Origin of the sequence: Donghicola eburneus, from assembly GCF_900115865.1 — a bacterium.
In the GTDB taxonomy this organism is placed as follows: domain Bacteria; phylum Pseudomonadota; class Alphaproteobacteria; order Rhodobacterales; family Rhodobacteraceae; genus Donghicola; species Donghicola eburneus.
Genome location: NZ_FOXY01000002.1, coordinates 90283 through 113772 on the forward strand (window position 1 = coordinate 90283; position 23490 = coordinate 113772).

Sequence of the window (23490 nt, forward strand, 5' to 3'; positions counted from 1 at the left end):
GATATCAGTCAGGCGGGTGCTAGGCGGTTGAGCAGCGCCGCGCCTGCCTCTGTCGGTGCGACGGAGCGGGTGGACCGCGCCAGCAGCCGTACACCCAGACGGTCCTCAAGCCCACGCATGGCATGGCTGAGGGCCGACGGCGAGACCCCGAGTTCTACCGCAGCGGCGGTGAAACTGCGCGTCCGAGCAACGGCAGCGAAAGCGCCAAGATCATTGAGCGGTGTCCGTGCCATTACTGAATTATCCTCACAAGATTATGGCACCGTTAGCAGCTAATCGCCGACGCCGCAGCCCCTTACGTTGTCTCTCAACGCACAGGAGAGACGCATGAACATGACCGACTACCGCCCTTTTGGCCGCTCTGGCCTGATCGTCAGTCCGCTGGCGCTTGGCACCATGACATTTGGCGCAGGCCGCTGGGGCACCGATGAACCCACGGCACGCGCGATCTTTGACACCTATGTCGAGGCTGGCGGCAACCTGATCGACACCGCTGATGTCTATTCGGGCGGCGAAAGCGAAAAAATGCTGGGCCGGTTCCTGAAGGACAGCGGGATACGCGACCGGCTGGTGGTCTCGACCAAGGCGGGCTTCTCGCGGTCCGAGGGCACGCCGATGCACGCGGGCAACGGCACCTACAACATCCGGCTCGGGATCGAAGGATCACTGAAGCGGCTCGGCGTGGACCGGATCGACCTGTACTGGGTGCATGTCTGGGACCAGCTTACACCGGCCGAAGAGGTGCTGCGCACACTGTCCGATGCGGTCGCACGGGGCGATATCCTGCACTACGGCTTTTCCAACGCGCCGTCGTGGTACGTGGCCAAGATCGCTACGCTGGCACGCGCCCATGGCCTGCCGGGGCCGATTGGCATCAGCGGTCTGTGGATGCGCGACATCCCTTTCTTTGATCCACAATATGGCGATGCAGGACAGGTCTTCGAGCCGCTGACCTACATTACGGCTCTCGCAGCTGTGACGGACAGCATCACCCTTGGCACAGCAGGGATCGTTCTTCCCTTCCGCGAGCCAAACCTGCTGGCGCGACAAATCGCAAGCATCGCCCAGCTTTCTGGCGGACGCATAATTGCGGGTCTGTCCTCTGGCGACCGCCCCAAGGAATATCCGCTGTTCGACATCGATTTCGACACCCGCGCAGAGCGGTTTCGCGAGGCCTACGACCTTTACCGCCAGTTCACCGAGACCCATGCACCGGCCTACGAAACAAAGCACTTCGGTGCGTCCCCCGGTGGTTTCGACGTGTTACCAAAGCCCCCAGCCCGGCGGACACCTGCCATCGCTATCGGGCGCGCGGGGCAAGATTTGAAATGGATCGGCGCGCATATGGAAGGTCTCATCGTCCCCAGCCCGGCCGAGCCTGACCTGCCGCAGGCCGTGGCGGAGTGGCGGGCCACCAGCGGAGCGCCCTTCAAGCCCTATGGCATCGCCGGTTTCCTGCACCTGTCCCGCGACCGGGACCGCCCATTCGAACGCGTCCGTGCTGGCTTCAAGACCGGCAGCAAGGGACTGGCCGCGTTCATGGAGCGCGCAAGAGAGGCCGGCGTTAACCACATCGCGCTGAATCCCCGCTTCACGCCCCGGCCCATGACCGAGGTGCTGGACGATCTCGAACGCGACGTGCTGCCGCGTTTCCCTTCTCTAACCTGATCCAAGGACGACGACATGTCCCTACTCTTCACCCCCTACGACCTTGCCGGTCTGACCCTGCCGAACCGCATCGTCATGGCGCCTATGACCCGCTCTCGGGCGGCGGGCGCCTGACGCTCAGACCGCGCTCTATTACGCGCAGCGCGCCAGCGCGGGTTTGCTGATCACCGAAGGCGCGCCAGTCAGTCAGGAAGGCACCGGTTATCTCTACACCCCTGGCATCTACACCGACACACAGGAGGCTGCCTGGGCCAAGGTCACTCAGGCCGTGCACGACCGCGGCGGACGCATATTCTTGCAGCTCTGGCACGTTGGGCGCGTTTCGCACACGTCCCTGCAACCGGATGGGTCAGCACCAGTTTCCGCCAGTGCGCAGCGTGCCGAAGGGGCGTTTTCCTTCGCTATTGGTCCGGATGGAAAACCGGGGCAGCAGCCCGCCTCCATGCCCCGTGCTCTGCTGACCACAGAGATCGCCCGCATCACGGACGATTTCGTGACCGCTGCCCGCCGCGCGACGCGCGCAGGTTTTGATGGGGTCGAGATCCATGGTGCAAACAGCTATCTCTTTGAGCAGTTCCTGAACGCTAACTCTAACCAGCGCACCGACCGTTACGGCGGCAGCATCGAGAACCGCATGCGTTTCCTGCTGGAAACCATCGACGCCGTCGCGTCCGAGATCGGGATGAACCGCGTGGGCGTCCGGATTTCGCCCTTCGGACGGCTCTCGGGGATGCAGGGGTATGACGATGAAGCCGAAACTTGGCTTGCCGTCGCCAAGGCGCTCGAAATACGCCAGCCCGCCTATGTGCATCTCAGCGACCAATTGACCATAGGTGGCGAGGCCATGCCCAAAGGCTTCCCCGCGCAGTTCTGCGAAACGTTCACTGGAACGCTGATCGCCGCTGGCGGCTTCACTCAAGAGACCGGTGAACAAGCCCTGAAGGACGGCGCACTGGACCTGATCGCCTATGGCAAACCCTTCATCGCCAACCCTGACCTCGTCGAGTGAATGCAGAACGGCTGGCCCATAGCTACAGCCCCACGCGAGGCTTTTTACGGCGGCACGGGCGCGTCCGGATACACGGATTTCCCGACTTGGGACAAAGAGAAAGACAATCAGAATGACTGACACCCGAGACGCCCGCATATCCGCAATGCTGGACCGCGAAGATATCCGCACCCTACGTCTGCTCTACAGTGCCCTGCTGGACAGCAATGCAGCTGATCGGATGGAGGAAGTGTTTACCGAAGATGCGGAGGTGACCGTGACCGTGGGCACGATGAAGGGACTAGACGAGATCAAGCGCAGCCTGCGCGATGCTTATCAGACGTTCGACACTCGCCACGCCGGACATTTCCCATTTATCCACGCCATCGCCAACCACGAGGTCACGCTGACCGGCCCCGACACTGCGAAAGGTAGCTGTTACCTACTGGACTTTGTCACCGACCGTCCCGGCGCGCAGCATCCCTTCCTGCTACTGGGCCGCTACGAGAACGACTATGTCCGCGTGAGTGGTGAATGGCGCATCCAAAGGTCCGTGCTGGACGTTCTTTGGCCCCAAGATTGACCGAGGCTCCCCAATGTTTGACACCACAACAACACCCGACAGCTTTGCCCGCGTGTTCACCAAGGGCCGCCTATCCATTGGCCTGATCACACCGCTCGAGGCCTATCCCGAGAGTCCTTTCCCAACGCTAAAAGACCATCAACAGGCTGCCAAGCAGGCTGAGGACGCAAGCTTCAGCAGCCTTTGGATTCGCGATGTGCCATTTTATGACCCGAATTTCGGCGACGCAGCGCAGATGCTCGATCCCTTTGTCTACGCCGGCTATCTCGCGGCGGTGACCGAGCGCATCACGCTCGGCACCACCGGGATCGTTTTGCCACTTCGGGAGCCAGTGGCAGTGGCCAAGCAAGCCTTGTCCGTCGACCAACTGACCGACGGGCGGTTCGTACTGGGTCTGTCAACCGGCGATCGCCCCGTGGAATATCCCGCCTTCAACATCGATTTTGAGGATCGGGCTGCGCGTTACCGCGAGGCCATCGAAGTCATCCGAACTCTGTCCGAAAATCATTTTCCCAAGGCCGAAACGATGCGTTTTGGCACGTTTTCCGGTACCCTCGACATGCACCCGAAGCCCATCCATGGCCGCCTGCCGATCATGGCTGTAGGCCGCTCGGGGCAGCCAATCGAATGGCTGGCTCAAAATGTAGATGCATGGGTTTGGGCGGTGGATGAGAGCGCAGCCATCCGAGAAATCCTCTCGGCGCTGCAAACCTCTGCCCTAGATGGCCGCCCACCCGCTTACGGCTACTCGACGTTCTTCGACCTCGACCCGAACCCCGACGCGCCCTACCAGCGATTCTACAACGTGGTGCGGATTGGACGAAAAGCGCTGATCGAGCGGTTGCTGCATCATCGCGACCTTGGTGTCCAACACGTTGCACTGAACCTCAAACCGTCGCGCCGTTCGGCGCAGTCAGTTATCGCGGAAATGGGCACCCACGTCTTGCCAGCGCTCGAAGCCGCATAACGGAACAGGCAGGAAACGGCGCAGAACGGGGTCGTATCGCGGCCGTCTGGGCCAAAGGTGACACGCAGACATTGCCCAACACCATTCGCCCAGACTCCCTTGGTTCGCGCCAAGCATGGGACGCTATGCGCCTTGATCCGTTGAGAGAAGTAGCGCGCCTCTCAGAGTTTCAGCCACGTCGCTTGGGACGGTTTAGAGAGCGTTGGTCGCACTGCTGCCCCTCCTCCCGATGGCCTGAGCCTGTACTGCTGCGGGAAGCCAATTTGCTGCAGCCTCAGACGATACCAAAATTCGTCCGGTTGCTGAGTAGCCTGATGCGCACTGGCATAGGCCACGCACGGCGTCTTGGTTCGGAGGGAATGCTGGATTCGGGGTGGCAGAAAGTGCTGGGACAGGTCAGCCGGATCGCCCCAACTGAAATGGAACATGCCGTCTTTGACGAACGCACCTGAAACTAAATTAGTTTCTGAAGGCTCCAGCGCGTGCAAGAGCTGAATTCTGACAATGGCTTAGAAAGAAAAGTGGCGCACCCATGAGGATTCGAACCTCAGGCCTCTGCCTTCGGAGGGCAGCGCTCTATCCAGCTGAGCTATGGGTGCCTAGAGGGGGGAATAGCAGGGCCATCACAGCCCCGCAATCGCAAAATTAGCCCAAGAGTTCCTGAGCCAGCTCGAGTGCATCGACCAGAGCATCGACTTCTGCGGTGGTGTTGTACGCGGCAAAGGACGCGCGGCAGCTGGCGGTGATGCCCAGATGTTCCATAAGGGGGCCACAGCAGTGGTGACCTGCGCGCACGGCGACGCCCTTTTTGTCAAGGATGGTCGAGATGTCATGCGCATGCGCAGCCCCCGACATGGTGAAGCTGAAGATCGCGCCCTTGCCCGGCGCGGTGCCCTGCACTTGCAGCCAGTTCAGGCCTAGCAGACGTTCCTGCGCGTAGTCACGCAACGCGGCCTCATGAGCAGCGATGTTCTCCATCCCGACGCCCATCATCCAGTCCAGCGCGACACCCAGACCGATTTGCTGGACGATACCGGGCGTACCAGCCTCTAGCATCATCGGGGTGTCATTGTAGCTGACCGCATCCTTGGACACTTCGCGGATCATGTCGCCGCCGCCCATAAAGGGGCGCATCTCGGCCAGACGTTCTTTGGCGATGAAAATCGCACCCGAACCAGAGGGACCATACAGTTTGTGCCCCGTGATCGCGTAGAAATCGCAGCCGATATCCTGCACGTCCACAGGCATGTGGACAGAGCCCTGAGAGCCGTCGACCAGGACAGGCACACCGCGCTCTTTGGCGGCAGCACAGATAGTTTTGACGTCGACCACGGTGCCCAGAACGTTCGACATTTGGGTGATCGCAACCAGCTTGGTCTTGGAGCCGATGGCGTCAATGACCTTCTGCGGATCAAGACTGCCGTCCACTTCGGGATCGACCCACTTCAGAACGATCCCCTGACGTTCCCGCAGGAAGTGCCATGGCACGATGTTGGCGTGGTGCTCCATCGTCGACAGGACGATCTCGTCACCCGCTTCCATACGGGGCATGGCCCAACCGTAGGCGACCGTGTTGATGCCCTCGGTCGTGCCGGTGTTCATCACGATCTCGTCCTCGGACGGGGCGTTCAGAAACTTGGCCACAATCCCGCGGACACCTTCGTATTTTTCGGTCGCAAGGTTGGACAGGTAGTGCAGCCCGCGGTGCACGTTCGCGTATTCCTCGGAATAGGCGCGGGTGATCGCGTCAATGACGACCTGAGGCTTTTGTGAACTGGCGCCGTTGTCCAGATAAACCAGCGGCTTCCCATTCACCTGCCGCGACAGGATCGGAAATTCAGCGCGGATGTCGTTTACATCAAACATAGGACAGAGCCTCCGATAGGATTACACACCAAGCAAGGCGAGCAGGATGATCATGCCGAAGGTAATGCCGGCAAAGCCGAAGACCACCGTAGCGATGGCGCGACCTGTTGTCTCGAACCCGTGTGCGACTTTGATAAATCTGACGGTCAGCCACAGCGCGTAGCCTATCACGATCAGGGAAAACAGAGAGCCCAGAGCCGGAATGGCCAAGGCCAGAACACTCTGCGGGATTTGCAGGGCGATCAGAATGATTTGGGTCCACGACATGAGCAGGACGATCTGATCCATCCGCGCCGTCCCCTCAAGCGCGCGCCCTGCCCCCAGCATCGCCAATGACATGATGCCAAGATTTGCGGCCATCATAACAGTCAGCAGGAACGGCGTCAGGACCGAGCCCATGCCCGTGGGCAGCAGCAACTCGGTCCCAAAGAACATCATCACGCTGGAAATCACCGTCAGCCCGAACAACAGCCAGACCGCCCGTGTGGGCAGGTTCATGGCGAGCAGCCCTTTGGCAACCTCGTCAGGATCGCGGAAGGTGGCCAGAATAAGCTGCCAGAGGAAAGAAGTGTTCAGTGTCATGGCCTGTCACTATGCGCCTCTTGACGCAGAGGCAAGTGGGCCAGTCCAGTAGGCGACCTTGAGCCCCGAGAACAAGAACCAGACAAAGGCCACTATCCACAGGGCCCCTACAATCGCAACGCCGCTGCCGGGCGCGAGCCCTTCGGTCAGGCCATAGAGCAGCAAAAGCGGGACGGAGGCAAAAAAGCCCCAGAAGAGCGCGAGACGCGCGCCATAGGATTTTCCCTTACCGCCCACGATGCGGACGATCAGGTGCAGCAGTCCCGCCAGAATGTAGAATATAAGTGGCGCAAAGAAGACCCACGCCATCAGAGGACCGGTCAGGCTCTCGGTGAAATCCTGACCGTTCAGAAATGCCTCGCGCGAGATTTTGGGCCACTGCCCGACAAAGGTCAGACCGCACGCGGCGATCAGCCAGAACAGGGCGCGATCCTCTCGCTGGCCCATTGCGGACAGGCGCGTGAACACCTGACCGGGGTTGCGATAGGTCGCGACCATATCCCGCGTGATCGACATCAGAGATCGTCTTCCAGATCCAGCCAGAGGCGGATGCGGCGCAGGATGGCCTCGCGCAGCTCTTCGGATTCGATCTCGTCCACTGCTTCGGCAAGGAATGCCAGAACCATCAGGTCCTGTGCCTTGCGGTGCGGGATGCCGCGGGCGCGCAGATAGTACAGCGCATCCTCGTCAATCGCACCCGAAGTCGAGCCGTGCGAACACGCCACGTCATCGGCATAGATTTCCAGCTCGGGCTTGGCGAGGAACTGGCTGTCCTCGTCCAGAAGCAGCGACTGGCTGATCTGATAGCCGTCGGTTTTCTGAGCGCCCTGCTTTACCAAGATTTTGCCCTGGAACACGCCGGTCGCACCGTTCGACAGCACCTTCTTGAACACCTGACGACTTTCGCAGTTCACGGCGTCATGGGTGATAAAGATGGTGTCGTCCTGATGCACGTCCTTGCCGTCCGCCATCAGCGCGCCTGCCACGTGGGCAATCGCATCGTCGCCGGTCAGCTCCATGATGCACTCGTTGCGAGTCATCTTGCCGTTCGGAGTCAGGGTGAACGACTTAAAGGTGCTTTCGGTGCCCAGACGCGCGAACATATGGGTGACCAACTGACGTTCCTGATCGCGGCCTTGGCTGCGCACGTGGTGGAACGCTGCGGTGTCTGCGATCGCAGCTTCGGTCACGGTATTGGCGCGTGCGCCAGCAGCGCCGGTTTCCAACAGGGTCACGGATGCGCCCTCTTCAACCTTCACCACGTGGTGCAAAACCGCGTCAGAGGTGTCAGAGCTGCGCTCGTAGACAACGTGGATCGGCTTGGCCGCCGCGCCAGTGGCACGGATCACCAGACCATCGGTCGCATAAGCCGTGTTCAGAGCCGCGAGCGGACGCTCGACAGGGTCCTGCCCTGCGGTTTCCAGTGCGCCGTAGATGTCCTTGGCCCAGTGGATATCCGCCTGTGCGGCGTCGGCCAAGCGGCTGATTTCCACACCGTCCAGCGCCAGATCGTCGGACGCATCCGCATCAAAGGCGCCATCTCGGAAAACAACGGTCAGAACGTCCACGCCCTCGAACACCTGCGTGCCAGCATCATCAGTCAGCGCCGCAGCAACCGGCTCGGCTGATGTGAACGCGTCGGGGCGGGTGTATTTCCAGTATTCGTCGCGGCGGATGGGCAGACCCATCGCGTCCAGACGACCAGCGGCATCTTTGCGGGCAGCGGTGATCCACTCGCCACCTTCGGGCATCGACAAGGCGGGCTGGCGCGCGGCCAGAGCGTCCTGTTTCTGCTGCTTCAGCTGTGCACGTTTGATCGCCATTACGCGTTCTCCGCCAGCAGGTCTGCGTAGCCGTTCTTTTCAACTTCCAGCGCCAGCTCAGGGCCACCGGTCTTGATGATGCGGCCGTCTGCCATGATGTGCACGACATCAGGTACGATGTGGTCCAGCAAACGCTGGTAGTGGGTGATCACAAGAAACGAGCGGCCTTCGTCGCGGAGGGCGTTCACGCCGTCCGACACCAGCTTCATGGCGTCCACGTCCAGACCCGAGTCAGTCTCGTCGAGGATGCACATCTTGGGCTCCAGAACCGCCATCTGCAGGATCTCGTTGCGCTTTTTCTCGCCGCCCGAGAAACCCATGTTCACAGGGCGCTTCAGCATGTCCGCATCGATCTTCAGCGACTTTGCTTTTTCACGCACCATCTTCAGGAAGTCGGTCGCCGACATTTCCTCTTCGCCGCGCGCCTTACGCTGTGCATTCAGAGCGGTGCGCAGGAATGTCATGTTCGACACGCCGGGGATTTCCACGGGGTATTGGAACGCCAGGAACAGGCCTTCGGCGGCGCGCTCTTCGGTTTCCGCTTCCAGTAGATCAAAGCCGTCCATGGTGGCCGAACCGTCGGTCACTTCGTAGCCATCGCGGCCCGACAAAACGTAGCTCAGGGTCGATTTACCCGAGCCGTTGGGGCCCATGATCGCGTGGACTTTGCCGGTTTCGACAGTCAGGTTCAGACCCTTCAGGATCTGCTTGTCCTCGTCTTCAAGTTTGACGTGCAGGTTTTTGATTTCCAGCATATTTTCGTTCCTTTTCAGGTCAGATCAGCCCAGCACCACGGCGGTGCCCGAGGCCGAGACCATCAGCATGTTGTTGATTACTTCGTAGTCCAGATCGACGCCGACAACGGCGGTCGCGCCCACAGCGGCGGCGCGCTCTTCCAGCTCTTTCAGAGCGGTTTCGCGAGCCTCAGCGAGGCTTGCCTCATAGGCACCGGACCGTCCCCCGATGATGTCGGTGATGCCCGCGAACAGATCGCGAAACACGTTGGCACCTAGAATAGCCTCGCCCGTGACGATGCCACGGTATTCGGCGATCTGGTACCCTTCGACGGTAGGGGTGGTGGTGACGATCATTGGACGTTCCTTTGTGGGATGCGAAGGGGGCAACATGCCCCCACCAGATTAACCGACAGAGCCTTCGAGAGAGATGGCCACCAGCTGCTGCGCTTCCATGGCGAATTCCATGGGCAGAGCCTGAAGCACCTCTTTACAGAAGCCATTCACCACGAGTGCGACGGCCTCTTCCTCGTCCATGCCACGCTGGCGGCAGTAGAACAGCTGATCGTCGTCCACTTTCGACGTGGTCGCCTCGTGCTCGACGCGGGCCGAGTTGTTGCGAACCTCGATGTACGGAACCGTGTGCGCTCCGCACTGATCGCCGATCAGAAGGCTGTCACACTGGGTGTAGTTCCGGCCATTCTTGGCTTTGGGGTGCATGGTAACCGCACCGCGATAGGTGTTCTGCGCCTTGCCCGCGCTGATCCCTTTGGAGACGATCCGCGACTTGGTGTCTTTGCCAAGGTGGATCATCTTGGTGCCGGTGTCGGCCTGCTGCATGTTGTTCGCAATGGCGATCGAGTAGAACTCGCCCTGGCTTTCGTTGCCGCGCAGGATGCAGGACGGGTATTTCCACGTCACAGCCGAGCCGGTTTCCACCTGTGTCCACATGATCTTGGCGCGGTCGCCACGGCAATCGGCACGCTTGGTTACGAAGTTATAGATGCCGCCCTTGCCCTCTTCATCACCGGGGAACCAGTTCTGAACGGTCGAATATTTCACCTCGGCGTCTTCTTCGATGATGATCTCGACCACTGCGGCGTGCAGCTGCGCGGTGTCACGCTGAGGCGCAGTACAGCCCTCAAGGTAAGACACGTACGACCCCTTGTCCGCAATAATCAGGGTACGCTCGAACTGGCCGGTGTTTTCCGCGTTGATGCGGAAATAGGTGGACAATTCCATGGGGCAGCGAACGCCCGGCGGAATGTACACGAACGAGCCATCCGAGAAGACAGCGCTGTTCAGAGTCGCATAGAAGTTGTCCGACGCAGGCACAACGCTGCCCAGATACTTCTTGACCAGCTCGGGGTGTTCTTTGATCGCTTCGGAGATCGAGCAAAAAATCACGCCAGCCTTCTTCAGTTCGGCTTGGAACGTGGTCCCGACCGAAACCGAGTCGAACACCGCGTCCACAGCGACCTTGCGCCCTTCGGCGGGCATATCCTCGGCGCCTTCAACACCGGCAAGGATCATCTGTTCCTTCAGCGGAATACCCAGCTTTTCGTAGGTGGCCAGCAGCTTGGGATCGACCTCGTCCAGCGACTTCGGCTTCGTCTCAAAGCTCTTGGGACGCGCGTAGTAGTATTGTTCCTGAAAGTCGATCTCGGGATAGGTGACCATCGCCCAATCGGGCTCTTCCATCTGCTCCCAACGCTCGAACGCGGACAGACGCCATTCGGTCATCCACTCCGGCTCGCCGTTCTTTTCCGAGATCAGACGCACGATATCGGGGTTCACGCCCTTGGGCGCGTATTCCATCTCGATGTCAGTGTCCCACCCGTACTTATAGGTGCCACCCATTGCGCGGACGGTTTCAACCGTTTCCCGATCCACGCCTTCGCGGATTTCGTCATCCAAGGTTGCCATTGGCGTCCCTCCTGTTCACATCTCGTTCACGCCCCACGGGCGCGAAATTTCTTGAACTGCTTGCGCCAAGCATCGGCAAAGCGCAGCACGTCCTCTTCCGTCACGTCCGGCCCCAAGCTGATGCGGATCGCTCCGCTGGCTGTGGCCTCATCAAATCCCATGGCGGTCAAGACGCGGCTCGCGCGTACTTTTCCGCTGGAGCAAGCAGACCCGGCACTGATCGCAAAACCCGCCAAATCCATCTGCATGACTTGCGTCTCACCCTTCCATCCGGGCACCGCCACCACTGTGGTGTTCGGCAGGCGTTCAGCGCCTTTCCCGACAAAAATAGGCAACTCCGAGTCATCTTCCAGAGCGTTTTCTAGAATATTTCTAATTTCCGCAACCCGTTCCCAAACGCCATCCGCCAGATCGCGGGCGGCCGCCTGAGCGGCGGCCCCAAAACCCACCATCCCGATGACGTTTTCGGTGCCCGACCGGCGGCCCATTTCCTGACCCCCGCCTTTGATCCGGCTCTCCACATCCAGGCCCCGGCGCAAGACCAAAGCCCCAATGCCCTTTGGCCCACCAAGCTTGTGCGCGGACACCAGCCCCATCTGCGCCCCGCTCCAATTGAATGCGAACGGCACCTTGCCAAAGGCTTGCGTCATGTCGCTAACCGCCAGCCCTTCTGGCAATTTCTGCAAGACTCCGGTTTCACTATTCGCCAACTGCAACGTCGCCGCGGCGGGGTTCTCAACAGTCACACTCCCCAGAGGGTCCACCGACAACTCATCCGTAACCCACGCTGACACAGCGTCATGCTCGACAGCAGCCCCCTGCAACCCGCGCCCTGCGCAGGCCAGAGCCGCCGCCTCTGTCGCGCCAGAGGTAAAGACAACATCTGCCCCTTCCGCCCCCAGCGCCTCTGCAACTTGTGCCCTTGCCGTCTCAACCAAAGCCTTCGCAGCACGCCCCTCGGCATGCACGCTGGAGGGATTGCCCACCACATCCATGGCCGCAATCATTGCCGCCTTGGCCTCCGCCCGCAAAGGCGTGGACGCATTCCAATCCAGATAAACGCGCTTCACAGCACAGGTCCTTCTTTTTGCTTAAAATACTCCGGGGGAGTCGCGCAGCGACGGGGGCAGCGCCCCCACCCACGCTTCATTCATCCACCACAGCAAACAGGCTCGGCACCGCCGGACAGGGCGCCAACTGGTTCTTGATCACATCCTTCAAACTCGCCTGATGCAAGAAGACGTACACATGGGCGCTCAACCCTTCCCAAAGCCGGTTGGACAGCGATTGCGCCCGCGAGCCAGACAACCCACCAGAGGCCCCTGCCCCTTTATGCATGGCGCTCACAGTTTCGTCGACGGCTCCCAAAATCTCGGACACGCGGATCTCTGCCGAGGGGCGCGCCAGACGATATCCACCACCCGGACCGCGCACGGATTCAACCAGCCCGCTGCGGCGCAGTTTAACAAAGAGTTGCTCCAGATAGGGCAGCGAGATGTCCTGACGCTTCGAGATTTCACCCAATGTCACCAGGTGGTCTTCGGGCTGCAGAGCCAGATCCACCAGTGCAACCATTGCGTAACGACCTTTGGTACTCAGTTTCATTTCGTCCCCCCGACGGCGAATAGATTGACGTTCGCGCCCGCAAGCCCTAAATCGCTTACACCTTCCCGTCCACACCGACGGTAATTTAGAATCCTTCTAAGGTGGCTGATCGTTTTCGTCAAGAATTCGCCGCCCAATTTGTTCAGGAGAGCGCCAAGTACATGCCCGAGGTCATTTTTCCAGGACCCGAAGGCCGCCTCGAAGGCCGCTATCACCCCCAAAAAGACCGTGACGCCCCGATCGCCATCGTGCTTCATCCCCACCCGCAATTCGGCGGCACGATGAACAACAAGGTCGTCTACAACCTGCACTATGCGTTCTACAACATGGGCTTCACCGTGTTGCGGTTCAACTTCCGTGGCGTCGGCCGCAGCCAGGGCGAATACGACCAGGGCGTAGGCGAGTTGTCGGATGCGGCATCGGCGCTGGACTACCTGCAGTCGATGAACTCCAACTCCAAGCATTGCTGGGTCGCTGGCTTCAGCTTTGGCGCTTGGATCGGCATGCAGCTTTTGATGCGCCGCCCCGAGATCACAGGATTTGTCTCTGTTGCGCCGCCGGCGAACATGTACGACTTCAGCTTCCTGGCGCCCTGCCCCAGTTCTGGCCTGATCATCAACGGCGGTGCTGACCGAGTTGCGCCGCCTGCGGACACCGTTTCACTGGTCAAAAAGCTTCAAGAGCAAAAAGGCATCACGATCACCCACGAGGAAATGCCCGGTGCCGGTCACTTCTTCGAGGAGCCGAACATGGAGCCGATGATCGACACCGTGTCGACTTATGTGAAGCGTCGCCTGACCGAGAACAGCCGCTAAGTCATGGGGATCACCGAAGATCTGGCCGACAAGCTGGCCCAAGACGTGATCGCTGCCATGGAAAAGCTTGGCGATGATCGCCTGCCGGACGAGGTTGCCGATGTGATCGGCGCCACCTCTCCCACCACCGAAGAGGCCTTCCGCACCGCTGTGCGCGTGCGGATCGCCGAGCAACGGGCCCGCAAATTCCTTGCCTCCAAACTCGGCGAGGAAGAAGCGTGAGCGCAGATCGGATTTCGGCCCAACTCGCGTTTCTAACAGAGGCGGATCGGCTGAAATCCATCGACCGCGCGACCACCCTGTGCGACGCATCGCGCCGCGAAAACTCTGCAGAACATAGCTGGCACATCGCGCTGTACGCGCTGACCATGGCCGAGCACGCGTCGCGCCCCGTTAACGTGGGCCGCGTGATCCAGATGCTGCTGCTCCACGATATCGTCGAGATTGATGCCGGTGACGCACCAATCCACGGCAGCCCCGATCCCGACCTGCAAGCCGCCAAGGAACAGGCCGCCGCCGACCGCATCTTTGGCCTGCTGCCTGCCGACCAGCGCGATGCCTTCCGCGCGATTTGGGAGGAGTTCGAGGCCGCCGAAACCGACGACGCGATCTTTGCCAAATCCATCGACCGCGTGCAGCCCGTGATCGCGAACCTCGAAACCGGCGGCGGCACATGGCCCGAATACAACGTCACCCCAGAGCAGCTGGAGACCCGCGTTGGCGTCAAAGTCAAACGCGGTGCTCCCGCGATTTGGGAAGCACTGAAGGCGCGGATCGACCGCTGGTTCGCTGAAAACACAGGCTAGCGCCTGCCGCACTGCGGCTTTGCATGCACAGCATATAGACAGGTCAGCATCTCTGCCCTATATTGCAGGCTATGCCAGCCTCCTATCATATCCCGCTGTCCCGTCAGAAACACTCGCTGATCGAGGACGTCCAAGGCCTATCCATCGGCCTGATCACCACGTCGATCGGCCTGACATTCCTGACCTCGCTTGGCTTTATCACAGGCCAAACAGCGGGCTTGGCGTTGATCATCAGCTACCTGACCGACATCAGCTTTAGTTGGGTATTCTGGACGATCAACATCCCCTTTTACATCGTGGCGTGGTTCTACATGGGGCCCGAATTCACGATCAAATCCGCGATCAGCGTGACACTGCTGTCGGTGCTCATGGCGGTTGTGCCGGGCCTGATGCCCTTTGACGGGTTGAACCCTTGGTTCGGGACAGTAGCGTTTGGCGTACTGACCGGATTTGGCTTGCTGGGTGTCTTCCGCCACAAATCATCGCTCGGCGGACTGGGAGTTGTGGCCCTGATGGCCCAAGAGTTTCTGAACATCCGAGCGGGCTATGTGCAACTGGGGTTCGACGCGATCCTGTTTGCCGTGGCGTTTTTCTTGTTTGACCCGCGCATCGTGCTGTTTTCGCTGTTCGGCGCTGTCATCCTGAACGGCGTTATTGCCTTTAATCACCGGCGCGACCGTTATATCGCGGACTGAAATTTGATCCAAAAGACAGAAACGATGCGCCATGGCAGAGCCACATCACTCGATTAACCACACCCTCGCCGAAGATGCCCAAGCCTTTGCGCTGGGAACGACCATGTGTTCGCTCGGACTATTGATCCTGACCAATCTAGGGCTGATCACGGGACAAACGGCAGGCCTTGCCGTCTTGTTGAGTTACCTAACTGGCATGAAGTTCGGGGTGCTCTTCTTTTTGGTGAACATTCCGTTCTACATCCTCGCCTACATGCGGATGGGCACACGCTTCACGATCAAGACGTTCATCGCGGTGGCCCTCTTGTCGGTCATTGCCGACCAGCTCCCCAACTTCGTCAAATTCAGCGAGATTGACCCATTGGTGGGCACCTTGATCATGGCGGGCGTGACTGGGTTGGGTCTGATGGTCTTGTTCCGGCATGGCGCGTCCCTTGGCGGGATCGGCGTACTGGCGCTGTACCTGCAGGATAAAACCGGCTTTCGCGCGGGCCACACCCAGCTGATTTTTGACGCTTGCCTCTTTACGGTGGCGTTCTTTGTCCTGCCGCTGCCGATGGTGCTGTATAGTCTGCTTGGCGCGGTGATCGTGAACCTGATTATCGCCACCAATCACCGCAAAGACCGCTACGTCGCGCTCTAGGCGACTTTGTGCGCCCGGTGCAGATCGGGCGCAAAGCACGACCGTTCGACGCCATCCGCGCTAAAGCGCATCCAGCAGCCGGGCGGAACTTCGACCCAATCCGTCTCGTCAGTTTCCAGGGGTTCCGATACCACAGCCCAGCCGTTCCGCGTGTCGCTCCAGCGGTAGTACAGCGAGGGCGCCAGCGCGTCCGACGCATAGCGCACCGCATACAGGCTCTGCCCATCAGACAACGCAGCCGCCAGCCGCATGTGGGGCGTCGCGCCCTTTTCTTCGGACAGGATTTGCAGACGAGCGACCGAACGGAGCATCGCACCATGGGGGTCGGCATCCAGCCCCTCATCCAAGGCAATCAGGAACAGCGCCTCGCTATCCGTCGCCCCTTTGCGGCTGTCATAGAGCGCGTTAGAAATCATCATATCCGCGTCCTTGCGGATCATGCCAAAGCCCCCGACCTGCCCGTTGTGCATAAAGCTCCACTTGCCCACGGCGAACGGATGGCAGTTGTTGTGGCTGGTCGCGGTGCCGGTCGATGCCCGCACATGCGCCATGAACAGCCCCGACTTTACCTGATAGGCCAGCGACCGCAGGTTCGGGTCCGACCACGCCGGATGCACATCGCGGTACAAGCCCGGCTCTTCGCGTTCCCCGTACCACGCAAGCCCAAAACCATCCGCATTAATCGCAGTCTGGCACTGGGTCGCGCATTGGGACTGGTGAACGAGCGAATGCTTGGGGTCGGTCACGACCTCGGACAAGAAAATCGGCGCTCCGATATAGGCGGCCCAACGGCACATTGGCGTGTCCTCGATCTGTGGCGAATGCTGTGTTGCGGCATGCAATCTACAGGCCAGTTTCAACGGGGACAAGCAGCACCAAAGACCCCCGCCCCGATCCTATCCCTTTTACACATTCCAATCGCGGCGGCCTTATGGACAAGCCCCCTTTGCGTGGGTAGACATTCGTGACGCTTGGCCCACGCCAGAACGAAAGAGACGACATGCCTTCGCTGAACGATATCCGATCGACCTTCCTCGACTACTTTGCCAAGCAGGGACACGAGGTTGTGCCCTCTTCGCCCTTGGTTCCGCGCAACGACCCCACCCTGATGTTCACCAACTCGGGCATGGTACAGTTCAAGAACTGCTTCACCGGTGTCGAAACCCGCGACTACAAGCGCGCGACCACATCTCAGAAATGCGTACGCGCAGGCGGCAAACACAACGATCTGGACAACGTCGGCTACACGGCCCGTCACCACACGTTCTTTGAAATGCTGGGGAACTTCAGCTTTGGCGGTTACTTTAAAAACGAAGCGATCCCCTTTGCTTACGAGCTGATCACCAAAGAGTTCGACATCGACAAGACACGCCTGCTGGCCACCGTCTACCACACCGATGACGAAGCCTTCGAGATCTGGAAAAAGGTCGGCATCCCCGAAGATCGCATCATCCGTATCGCGACCTCTGACAACTTCTGGCAGATGGGGCCGACCGGTCCCTGCGGCCCCTGCACCGAGATTTTCTACGACCACGGCGACCACATCTGGGGTGGCCCTCCGGGTTCGCCCGAAGAGGACGGCGACCGGTTCATCGAAATTTGGAACGTCGTTTTCATGCAGAACGAGCAGTTCGAAGACGGCTCGATGAAGGCGCTGGACATGCAGTCCATCGACACCGGCATGGGTCTGGAGCGCATTGGCGCCCTGCTGCAAGGCAAGCACGACAACTACGACACCGACTTGATGCGCAGCCTGATCGAGGCCAGCGCCGAAGTCACCGACGGCGCCCCTGATGGCGAAGGCAACGTGCACCATCGTGTGATCGCAGACCACCTGCGCTCGACCTCGTTCCTGATTGCTGATGGCGTCATGCCCTCGAACGAAGGCCGTGGTTACGTGCTGCGTCGCATCATGCGCCGCGCTATGCGCCACGCGCACCTCTTGGGTGCCAAGGACCCCGTGATGCACAAGCTGGTGCCCGCGTTGGTCCGCCAAATGGGTGCCGCCTACCCCGAGCTGGGTCAGGCTCAGGCATTGATCGAAGAAACGCTGGAGCTGGAAGGCAAGCGCTTTGTCACCACGCTAGACCGCGGCCTAAAACTGCTGTCGGACGAAGTGGCCGGCCTGCCCGAGGGCGCGCCCCTGCCCGGCGAAGCGGCATTCAAGCTCTACGACACCTACGGCTTTCCGCTCGACCTGACGCAGGACGCCTTGCGGGAGCAGGATCGCACCGTGGACACCGATGGCTTTGATGCCGCCATGGCCGAACAAAAGGCCAAAGCCCGCGCGGCATGGTCCGGTTCGGGCGAAGCGGCGGACGCGACCATCTGGTTCGACATCGCGGACGACAAAGGCACCACCGACTTCCTAGGCTACGACACCGAGTCCGCCGAAGGTCAGGTCGTGGCATTGGTCAAAGACGGCTCGCAGGTGGACAGCCTGTCCGCTGGCGACACCGGCCAGATTGTGCTGAACCAGACCCCCTTCTACGCGGAAAGCGGCGGCCAGATCGGCGACACCGGTGAGATTACGGTTGAGGGCGGCAAAGCCCGCGTCACCGACACCAAGAAAACGGCTGGCGTCTTCATCCACTTCGTCGAAGTGACCGAAGGCAAGATCGACCGTGGCCAAGGCGCACAGCTTGAAGTGGACCACGAGCGCCGTGGCGCGATCCGCTCCAGCCACTCGGCCACCCACCTCTTGAACGAAGCTCTGCGCCGTGCGCTCGGCGATCACGTGGCACAGCGCGGCTCTTTGAATGCAGAGGACCGTCTGCGTTTCGACTTCAGCCATGCCAAGCCGCTGACCGCCGAAGAGCTGGCCCAAGTCGATGCAGAGGTGAACGAGTTCATCCGACAGAACACCAAAGTCGAAACCCGTATCATGACCCCTGACGATGCCCGCGGCCTTGGCGCGCAGGCTCTGTTCGGCGAAAAGTACGGCGACGAGGTGCGCGTTGTCTCCATGGGCACCCTGCCCGGGTCGGGCAAAGGTATGGACGGTGAAACCTACTCGCTGGAACTCTGCGGCGGCACCCACGTGCGCCAGCTGGGTGAGATCGGCCTGTATTTGACCCTGTCCGACAGCGCCTCCAGCTCTGGCGTCCGCCGGATTGAGGCTCTGACCGGTCAGGCCGCGCTGAACTATCTGCGCGAGCAGGCAGAGCGCGTTTCGGAACTGTCGGGCGCTCTGAAAACCCAGCCCGCCGATCTGGTGGGCCGCGTTCAGGGCCTGATGGACGAGCGCAAGAAGCTGGAAAACGAAGTTGCCCAACTGCGCCGTGAACTGGCCATGTCGGGCGGCGGTCAGGCCGAAGCCAAGGCCGAGGACGTGAACGGCGTGCCCTTCCTTGCTCAGGTTCTGTCGGGCGTGACGGGCAAGGACTTGCCCTCCTTGATCGACGCACACAAAGAGAAACTGGGTAGCGCCGCCATCCTGCTGATCGCCGAAGCGGACGGCAAAGTCGCCGTGGCCGCTGGCGTGACCAAAGACCTGACCGACAAAGTCAGCGCGGTTGATCTGGTCAAAGCGGCTGTCGTCGAACTGGGTGGCAAAGGCGGCGGTGGCCGTCCCGACATGGCCCAGGGCGGCGCAAAAGACGCCAGCAATGCAGACGGCGCGATCGCCGCTGCCAAAACAGCCATCGGAGGATAAACCATGTCTGCTCTCTGGATCGCACACGTGCACGTCACCGACGCAGACGCCTATGGCAAATATGCCAAGGGCGCAGGCGTTGCCATCGCCGCCCACGGGGGCAAGTTCCTTGCCCGTGGTGGCGACTACCACACGCTAGAAGGGGCCGAGCGCGAGCGCCATGTGGTCGCGCAGTTCCCGTCGAAGCAGGCGGCCATCGACTGCTACCATTCGGACGAATACCAAGCCGCCTTGGCCCACGCCAAAGGTGCCGCTGAACGCGATCTGGTGATCGTCGAACTGACAGAATAATCGGATGACTTGGCCGCTCCGGCGGCCATCCCGACAAAACAAAAGGCCCCGAGGTGATCCTCGGGGCCTTTGCTGTTTTAGGCTTGTTTCGCCATCCGCTTACGCTCGTGCGGATCAAGATAGCGCTTGCGCAGACGAACCTTGTTCGGGGTCACTTCAACCAGCTCATCGTTGTCGATGTAGGCAATCGCCTCTTCCAGCGACAGAGTGACCGGAGTGGTCAGGCGAACCGCTTCGTCAGTGCCCGAAGCACGCACGTTGGTCAGTTTCTTACCCTTCAGCGGGTTCACTTCCAGATCGTTTTCCCGGCTGTGCTCACCAATGATCATGCCGGTGTACACTTCTTCTTGCGCACCGATGAACATCTTGCCGCGGTCCTCGAGGTTCCACAGCGCGAACGCGACCGACTGGCCGTTTTCCATCGAGATCAGAACGCCAGCACGGCGCCCAGGGATTGCGCCTTTGTGCGGTGCCCACTCGTGGAACACACGGTTCATCACGCCTGTACCGCGGGTGTCAGTCAGGAATTCGCCGTGGTAACCAATCAGGCCGCGCGACGGAACGTGCGCGATGATACGGGTTTTGCCGGTGCCGGCGGGCTTCATCTCGACCAGTTCGCCCTTGCGGTTGCCAGTGATTTTTTCAATCACGGAACCCGAGTAGTCATCATCCACGTCGATGGTGACTTCTTCGATCGGCTCCATGCGAACGCCGTTCTCTTCGCGGAACAACACCTGCGGACGCGAGATCGACAGTTCGAAACCCTCGCGGCGCATGTTCTCGATCAGAACCCCCATCTGAAGTTCGCCGCGACCGGCAACTTCGAAGGCGTCCCCACCGGGGGTGTCTGTGATCTGAATCGCGACGTTCGACTCGGCTTCCTTCATCAGGCGGTCACGGATGACGCGGCTCTGCACCTTTTTGCCATCGCGGCCCGCCAGCGGGCTGTCGTTGATGCCAAAGGTCACGGTGATGGTCGGCGGGTCAATCGGCTGCGCGGGCAGAGGCTCGTTCACCGACGGGGCTACCAGCGAATCCGCAACGGTCGCTTTGGTCATGCCCGAGATGGTCACGATGTCGCCTGCGACCGCTTCGTCAATGGGCTGCTGGCCCAGACCACGGAACGCGAGAATTTTGGCAACGCGGAAGTTTTCGATCAGCTCGCCCTTGCGGCTCAGTGCCTTGAGGCTATCGCCGGTTTTCAGGGTGCCTGCTTCAACACGACCGGTCAGAATACGGCCAAGGAAGTTGTCACTGCCCAGAGTGGTCGCCAGCATCTGGAAGGGCTCACCGGCCTTTTCCTGCTGCTTGGGCGACGGAACGTGCTCGACAATCAAGTCGAACAGAGCGTGAAGGTTTTCGCGGGGCCCTTCTAGGCTTGCGTCACACCAGCCGGCGCGGCCCGACGCGTACATGGTCGGGAAGTCCAGCTGCTCTTCGTTCGCACCGAGGTTCGCGAAGAGATCAAAGCATTCGTCCAGTGCGCGGTCAGGTTCGCCGTCGGGCTTGTCGACCTTGTTCACCACGACGATGGGACGCAGCCCCAGTGCCAGAGCTTTGGAGGTCACGAATTTGGTCTGGGGCATCGGGCCTTCGGCCGCGTCCACCAGCAGAACCACGCCGTCTACCATGCTCAGGATACGCTCGACCTCGCCGCCGAAGTCGGCGTGACCGGGAGTGTCCACGATGTTGATGCGCGTTCCGTTCCACTCGACGCTGGTCGCTTTGGCAAGGATGGTGATCCCGCGCTCGCGTTCCAGGTCGTTGCTGTCCATGGCACGTTCGTCCACGGCTTGGTTTTCACGGAAGGCGCCCGATTGTTTGAGAAGCGCATCGACCAGCGTGGTTTTACCGTGGTCAACGTGCGCGATGATCGCGATATTGCGAAGATCCATGAGTTCAGCCTTTTCCTATTCCCGCGCGGGTTACCGCGCAGGCGCAGAAAAAGCCAGAAGTAAAGCGGCCCGAGAGCCGCTTCTTTTGTAACTGTGTCGAAATCAGTCGTCCGAGATGACGTCGTCGCCGCCCTCTCCTTCGAAGGAGAAATCGAGCCCGTGGGCGGCGCGGATCTTGTCTTCGATCTCGTCCGCGATTGACGGGTTCTCCTTGAGGAAGTTCTTGGCGTTCTCGCGGCCCTGCCCGATCCGTTCGTCCCCATAAGAGAACCAAGCACCGGATTTGTTTACCACGCCAGCTTTGACACCCAAATCAAGGAGTTCGCCGTTCTTCGAGATGCCTTCGCCATACATGATGTCGAATTCGACCTGCTTGAAGGGCGGTGCCACCTTGTTCTTTACGACCTTGACGCGCGTCGCGTTACCGACAACCTCGTCGCGGTCCTTCAGCGCGCCGATACGGCGGATATCCAGACGGACCGAGCTGTAGAACTTCAGCGCGTTACCACCGGTGGTGGTTTCGGGGCTTCCGAACATCACGCCAATTTTCATGCGGATCTGGTTAATAAAGATCACGGTGCACTTTGATCGGTTGATCGAGCCGGTCAGCTTGCGCATCGCTTGGCTCATCAGGCGAGCTTGAACACCCACGCTCGAATCACCCATGTCACCTTCGAGTTCGCTTTTGGGTGTCAGGGCGGCGACCGAGTCGACGACAACCATGTTGACCGCGCCCGACCGTACCAGCGTGTCGGTGATTTCCAGTGCCTGCTCACCTGTGTCGGGCTGCGAGATCAGCAGCTCGTCCAGATTCACACCCAGTTTTTTCGCATACTGGGGGTCCAGCGCGTGCTCTGCGTCCACGAATGCGCATACGCCGCCTTTTTTCTGCTCTTCTGCGATGCAGTGCAGGGTCAGCGTGGTTTTACCAGAGCTTTCAGGACCATAGATTTCGATGATCCGGCCCTTGGGCAGACCCCCGATGCCGAGAGCGATATCAAGCCCCAGCGATCCGGTCGATGTTGCCTCGATCTCGCCCATGGGGTTGTTCTGCCCCAGCTTCATGATCGAGCCCTTACCGAACTGACGTTCGATTTGCGCCAAAGCGCTGTCCAGCGCCTTTTGCTTGTCTGCCTGTGATTTGCTGTCCATGCTCAAAAGATCTGCCATTGCCATTGTCGCTATCCTTATTCCACACCCTGACACGGGCGGCAATCGTTGCGATGTTCCCGTCTTGTTCACATATTGGACCAAAAAGAGAACATTGCAAGAGAAAGGTGATGGAAATAAGTTCGGGCATGTTGGTTAATGCCGCGTTATGATCCGGAAAAAGTTTGAGAGGATGTCCGTATGTTGGTGTTTTGGAAACAAAATTTGGCACTTCTGTCCGTGCCAAAAACCGGAACAACAGCGCTCGAGGCCGCTCTGTCCCCTGCTGCCGATATCGTGATGTCGAACCCGCCAGAGCTGAAACATTTGCCCGTATATCGCTACACACGCTTCATGGAGAAAATGTTCGACAAGGCGACGGGCCGCAAGCCCGAGACAGTGGCTGTGGTCCGCGAGCCGATCGACTGGCTTGGCAGTTGGTACAGATACAGGCAACGTCCCGAATTGAATGGGCGGCCAAACTCAACGGCTAAAGTCGACTTCGATGAATTTGTCTTGGAATACACCAAGGGCAAGCCCGCCCCCTTTGCCAATGTTGGCTCTCAGGCGCGCTTTCTGGCCGGTGACAACGACGCACTGTGCGGGGTCACGCACCTGTTCCGCTATGACCAGTTGGACCGGCTTTACAGCTTCTTGGAAGAGCGTCTGGACCTCCGGTTCAATACGGAGCAAATGAACGTCTCTCCGCGCCGCGATATTGCCCTGTCCCCTGAAGTAGCACAACATCTGCGCCACAAGTGCGCCAGAGAGTTCGAGCTGTACGAGAGCGTGACCTAAG

General features: G+C 60.2%; 27 protein-coding genes and 1 tRNA gene. 13 read left to right on the forward strand and 15 right to left on the reverse strand.

Going from position 1 to position 23490, the window contains the following annotated elements; genetic code table 11:
- Positions 1 to 8: 8 nt before the first annotated feature.
- A complete protein-coding gene (locus tag BM225_RS21950) occupies positions 9 to 233 on the reverse strand; it encodes a helix-turn-helix domain-containing protein (protein WP_181950667.1) in 225 nt (74 codons plus the stop codon).
- Between the two features lie 94 nt (positions 234 to 327).
- Here BM225_RS21950 and BM225_RS03080 point away from each other — a divergent pair, with 94 nt between their 5' ends.
- From BM225_RS03080 to BM225_RS03095, 4 genes are all read left to right on the forward strand, one after another.
- Positions 328 to 1668 carry an aldo/keto reductase gene (locus BM225_RS03080; RefSeq protein WP_083595699.1) on the forward strand — a complete coding sequence of 447 codons (1341 nt, stop codon included), beginning with the start codon at positions 328 to 330 and terminating at the stop codon, positions 1666 to 1668.
- A 157-nt stretch (positions 1669 to 1825) separates the two neighbouring features.
- Positions 1826 to 2677 carry an alkene reductase gene (locus tag BM225_RS03085; RefSeq protein ID WP_245780406.1) on the forward strand — a complete coding sequence of 284 codons (852 nt, stop codon included), beginning with the start codon at positions 1826 to 1828 and terminating at the stop codon, positions 2675 to 2677.
- A gap of 112 nt (positions 2678 to 2789) precedes the next feature.
- Complete coding sequence (locus BM225_RS03090) at positions 2790 to 3239, forward strand: nuclear transport factor 2 family protein (RefSeq protein WP_072706900.1); 450 nt, start codon at positions 2790 to 2792, stop codon at positions 3237 to 3239.
- Between the two features lie 13 nt (positions 3240 to 3252).
- Positions 3253 to 4206, forward strand: a complete 954-nt coding sequence (locus BM225_RS03095; protein ID WP_072706901.1) for a TIGR03571 family LLM class oxidoreductase — start codon at positions 3253 to 3255, stop codon at positions 4204 to 4206.
- 161 nt (positions 4207 to 4367) lie between these two features.
- Here BM225_RS03095 and BM225_RS22385 read toward each other — a convergent pair whose 3' ends face one another.
- Positions 4368 to 4586: a hypothetical protein gene (locus BM225_RS22385; protein WP_420809846.1), complete on the reverse strand. Its 219-nt coding sequence runs from the start codon at positions 4584 to 4586 to the stop codon at positions 4368 to 4370.
- Between BM225_RS22385 and BM225_RS21760 the strand changes: the two genes are divergently transcribed.
- Complete coding sequence (locus tag BM225_RS21760) at positions 4521 to 4658, forward strand: hypothetical protein (protein WP_177218567.1); 138 nt, start codon at positions 4521 to 4523, stop codon at positions 4656 to 4658. The two genes, BM225_RS22385 and BM225_RS21760, sit on opposite strands and share 66 nt — an antisense overlap.
- Before the next feature lie 70 nt (positions 4659 to 4728).
- Here BM225_RS21760 and BM225_RS03100 read toward each other — a convergent pair.
- The 10 genes from BM225_RS03100 to iscR form a co-directional block, all read right to left on the reverse strand.
- A tRNA-Arg gene (locus BM225_RS03100) sits at positions 4729 to 4805 on the reverse strand.
- 46 nt (positions 4806 to 4851) lie between these two features.
- A complete protein-coding gene (locus BM225_RS03105) occupies positions 4852 to 6072 on the reverse strand; it encodes a cysteine desulfurase (RefSeq protein WP_072706902.1) in 1221 nt (406 codons plus the stop codon).
- A gap of 21 nt (positions 6073 to 6093) precedes the next feature.
- Positions 6094 to 6654 carry a YIP1 family protein gene (locus tag BM225_RS03110; protein ID WP_072706903.1) on the reverse strand — a complete coding sequence of 187 codons (561 nt, stop codon included), beginning with the start codon at positions 6652 to 6654 and terminating at the stop codon, positions 6094 to 6096.
- Positions 6655 to 6663: 9 nt separating this feature from the next.
- Entirely contained in the window at positions 6664 to 7170 is a 507-nt protein-coding gene (locus BM225_RS03115; RefSeq protein WP_072706904.1) for a YIP1 family protein, read from the reverse strand.
- Positions 7170 to 8477, reverse strand: a complete 1308-nt coding sequence (locus tag BM225_RS03120) for a SufB/SufD family protein (protein WP_072706905.1) — start codon at positions 8475 to 8477, stop codon at positions 7170 to 7172. The genes BM225_RS03115 and BM225_RS03120 overlap by 1 nt, the downstream gene beginning before the upstream one ends.
- Positions 8477 to 9232 (reverse strand): Fe-S cluster assembly ATPase SufC, encoded by a 756-nt coding sequence (gene sufC / locus BM225_RS03125; RefSeq protein ID WP_072706906.1) that lies wholly within the window; start codon positions 9230 to 9232, stop codon positions 8477 to 8479. Before sufC ends, BM225_RS03120 begins: the two co-directional genes overlap by 1 nt.
- 24 nt (positions 9233 to 9256) lie before the next feature.
- Positions 9257 to 9568, reverse strand: a complete 312-nt coding sequence (locus BM225_RS03130) for a heavy metal-binding domain-containing protein (RefSeq protein WP_072706907.1) — start codon at positions 9566 to 9568, stop codon at positions 9257 to 9259.
- Positions 9569 to 9616: 48 nt separating this feature from the next.
- A complete protein-coding gene (gene sufB / locus BM225_RS03135; RefSeq protein ID WP_072706908.1) occupies positions 9617 to 11137 on the reverse strand; it encodes a Fe-S cluster assembly protein SufB in 1521 nt (506 codons plus the stop codon).
- A 26-nt stretch (positions 11138 to 11163) separates the two neighbouring features.
- Positions 11164 to 12207, reverse strand: coding sequence for a cysteine desulfurase family protein (locus BM225_RS03140; protein WP_072706909.1), 1044 nt, complete (start codon positions 12205 to 12207; stop codon positions 11164 to 11166).
- A gap of 76 nt (positions 12208 to 12283) precedes the next feature.
- Positions 12284 to 12742 carry a Fe-S cluster assembly transcriptional regulator IscR gene (iscR, locus tag BM225_RS03145; RefSeq protein WP_072706910.1) on the reverse strand — a complete coding sequence of 153 codons (459 nt, stop codon included), beginning with the start codon at positions 12740 to 12742 and terminating at the stop codon, positions 12284 to 12286.
- A 161-nt stretch (positions 12743 to 12903) separates the two neighbouring features.
- On the opposite strand from iscR, the gene BM225_RS03150 reads away from it, so the two are divergent.
- From BM225_RS03150 to BM225_RS03170, 5 genes are all read left to right on the forward strand, one after another.
- Entirely contained in the window at positions 12904 to 13557 is a 654-nt protein-coding gene (locus BM225_RS03150) for an alpha/beta hydrolase (protein WP_072706911.1), read from the forward strand.
- Between the two features lie 3 nt (positions 13558 to 13560).
- Entirely contained in the window at positions 13561 to 13779 is a 219-nt protein-coding gene (locus BM225_RS03155) for a hypothetical protein (protein ID WP_072706912.1), read from the forward strand.
- Complete coding sequence (locus BM225_RS03160) at positions 13776 to 14363, forward strand: HD domain-containing protein (RefSeq protein ID WP_072706913.1); 588 nt, start codon at positions 13776 to 13778, stop codon at positions 14361 to 14363. The genes BM225_RS03155 and BM225_RS03160 overlap by 4 nt, the downstream gene beginning before the upstream one ends.
- Positions 14364 to 14434: 71 nt before the next feature.
- Complete coding sequence (locus BM225_RS03165; RefSeq protein ID WP_072706914.1) at positions 14435 to 15058, forward strand: YitT family protein; 624 nt, start codon at positions 14435 to 14437, stop codon at positions 15056 to 15058.
- Between the two features lie 31 nt (positions 15059 to 15089).
- The gene (locus tag BM225_RS03170) at positions 15090 to 15701 is read left to right on the forward strand and encodes a YitT family protein (RefSeq protein ID WP_072706915.1); all 612 of its coding nucleotides are present in this window, start codon (positions 15090 to 15092) and stop codon (positions 15699 to 15701) included.
- Here BM225_RS03170 and BM225_RS03175 read toward each other — a convergent pair.
- Complete coding sequence (locus BM225_RS03175) at positions 15698 to 16498, reverse strand: class II glutamine amidotransferase (protein WP_072706916.1); 801 nt, start codon at positions 16496 to 16498, stop codon at positions 15698 to 15700. The two genes, BM225_RS03170 and BM225_RS03175, sit on opposite strands and share 4 nt — an antisense overlap.
- 203 nt (positions 16499 to 16701) lie before the next feature.
- Here BM225_RS03175 and alaS point away from each other — a divergent pair, with 203 nt between their 5' ends.
- Both alaS and BM225_RS03185 read left to right on the forward strand, forming a co-directional pair.
- Positions 16702 to 19356 carry an alanine--tRNA ligase gene (gene alaS / locus BM225_RS03180; RefSeq protein WP_092463832.1) on the forward strand — a complete coding sequence of 885 codons (2655 nt, stop codon included), beginning with the start codon at positions 16702 to 16704 and terminating at the stop codon, positions 19354 to 19356.
- A 3-nt stretch (positions 19357 to 19359) separates the two neighbouring features.
- The gene (locus BM225_RS03185) at positions 19360 to 19647 is read left to right on the forward strand and encodes a DUF1330 domain-containing protein (RefSeq protein ID WP_072706918.1); all 288 of its coding nucleotides are present in this window, start codon (positions 19360 to 19362) and stop codon (positions 19645 to 19647) included.
- A 77-nt stretch (positions 19648 to 19724) separates the two neighbouring features.
- On the opposite strand, the gene typA is transcribed toward BM225_RS03185, so the two are convergent.
- Entirely contained in the window at positions 19725 to 21542 is a 1818-nt protein-coding gene (typA, locus tag BM225_RS03190; protein WP_072706919.1) for a translational GTPase TypA, read from the reverse strand.
- A 102-nt stretch (positions 21543 to 21644) separates the two neighbouring features.
- Positions 21645 to 22718: a recombinase RecA gene (recA, locus tag BM225_RS03195; RefSeq protein WP_072706920.1), complete on the reverse strand. Its 1074-nt coding sequence runs from the start codon at positions 22716 to 22718 to the stop codon at positions 21645 to 21647.
- A gap of 198 nt (positions 22719 to 22916) precedes the next feature.
- Between recA and BM225_RS03200 the strand changes: the two genes are divergently transcribed.
- A complete protein-coding gene (locus tag BM225_RS03200; RefSeq protein WP_338060984.1) occupies positions 22917 to 23489 on the forward strand; it encodes a gamma-glutamyl kinase in 573 nt (190 codons plus the stop codon).
- Position 23490: the final 1 nt, after the last annotated feature.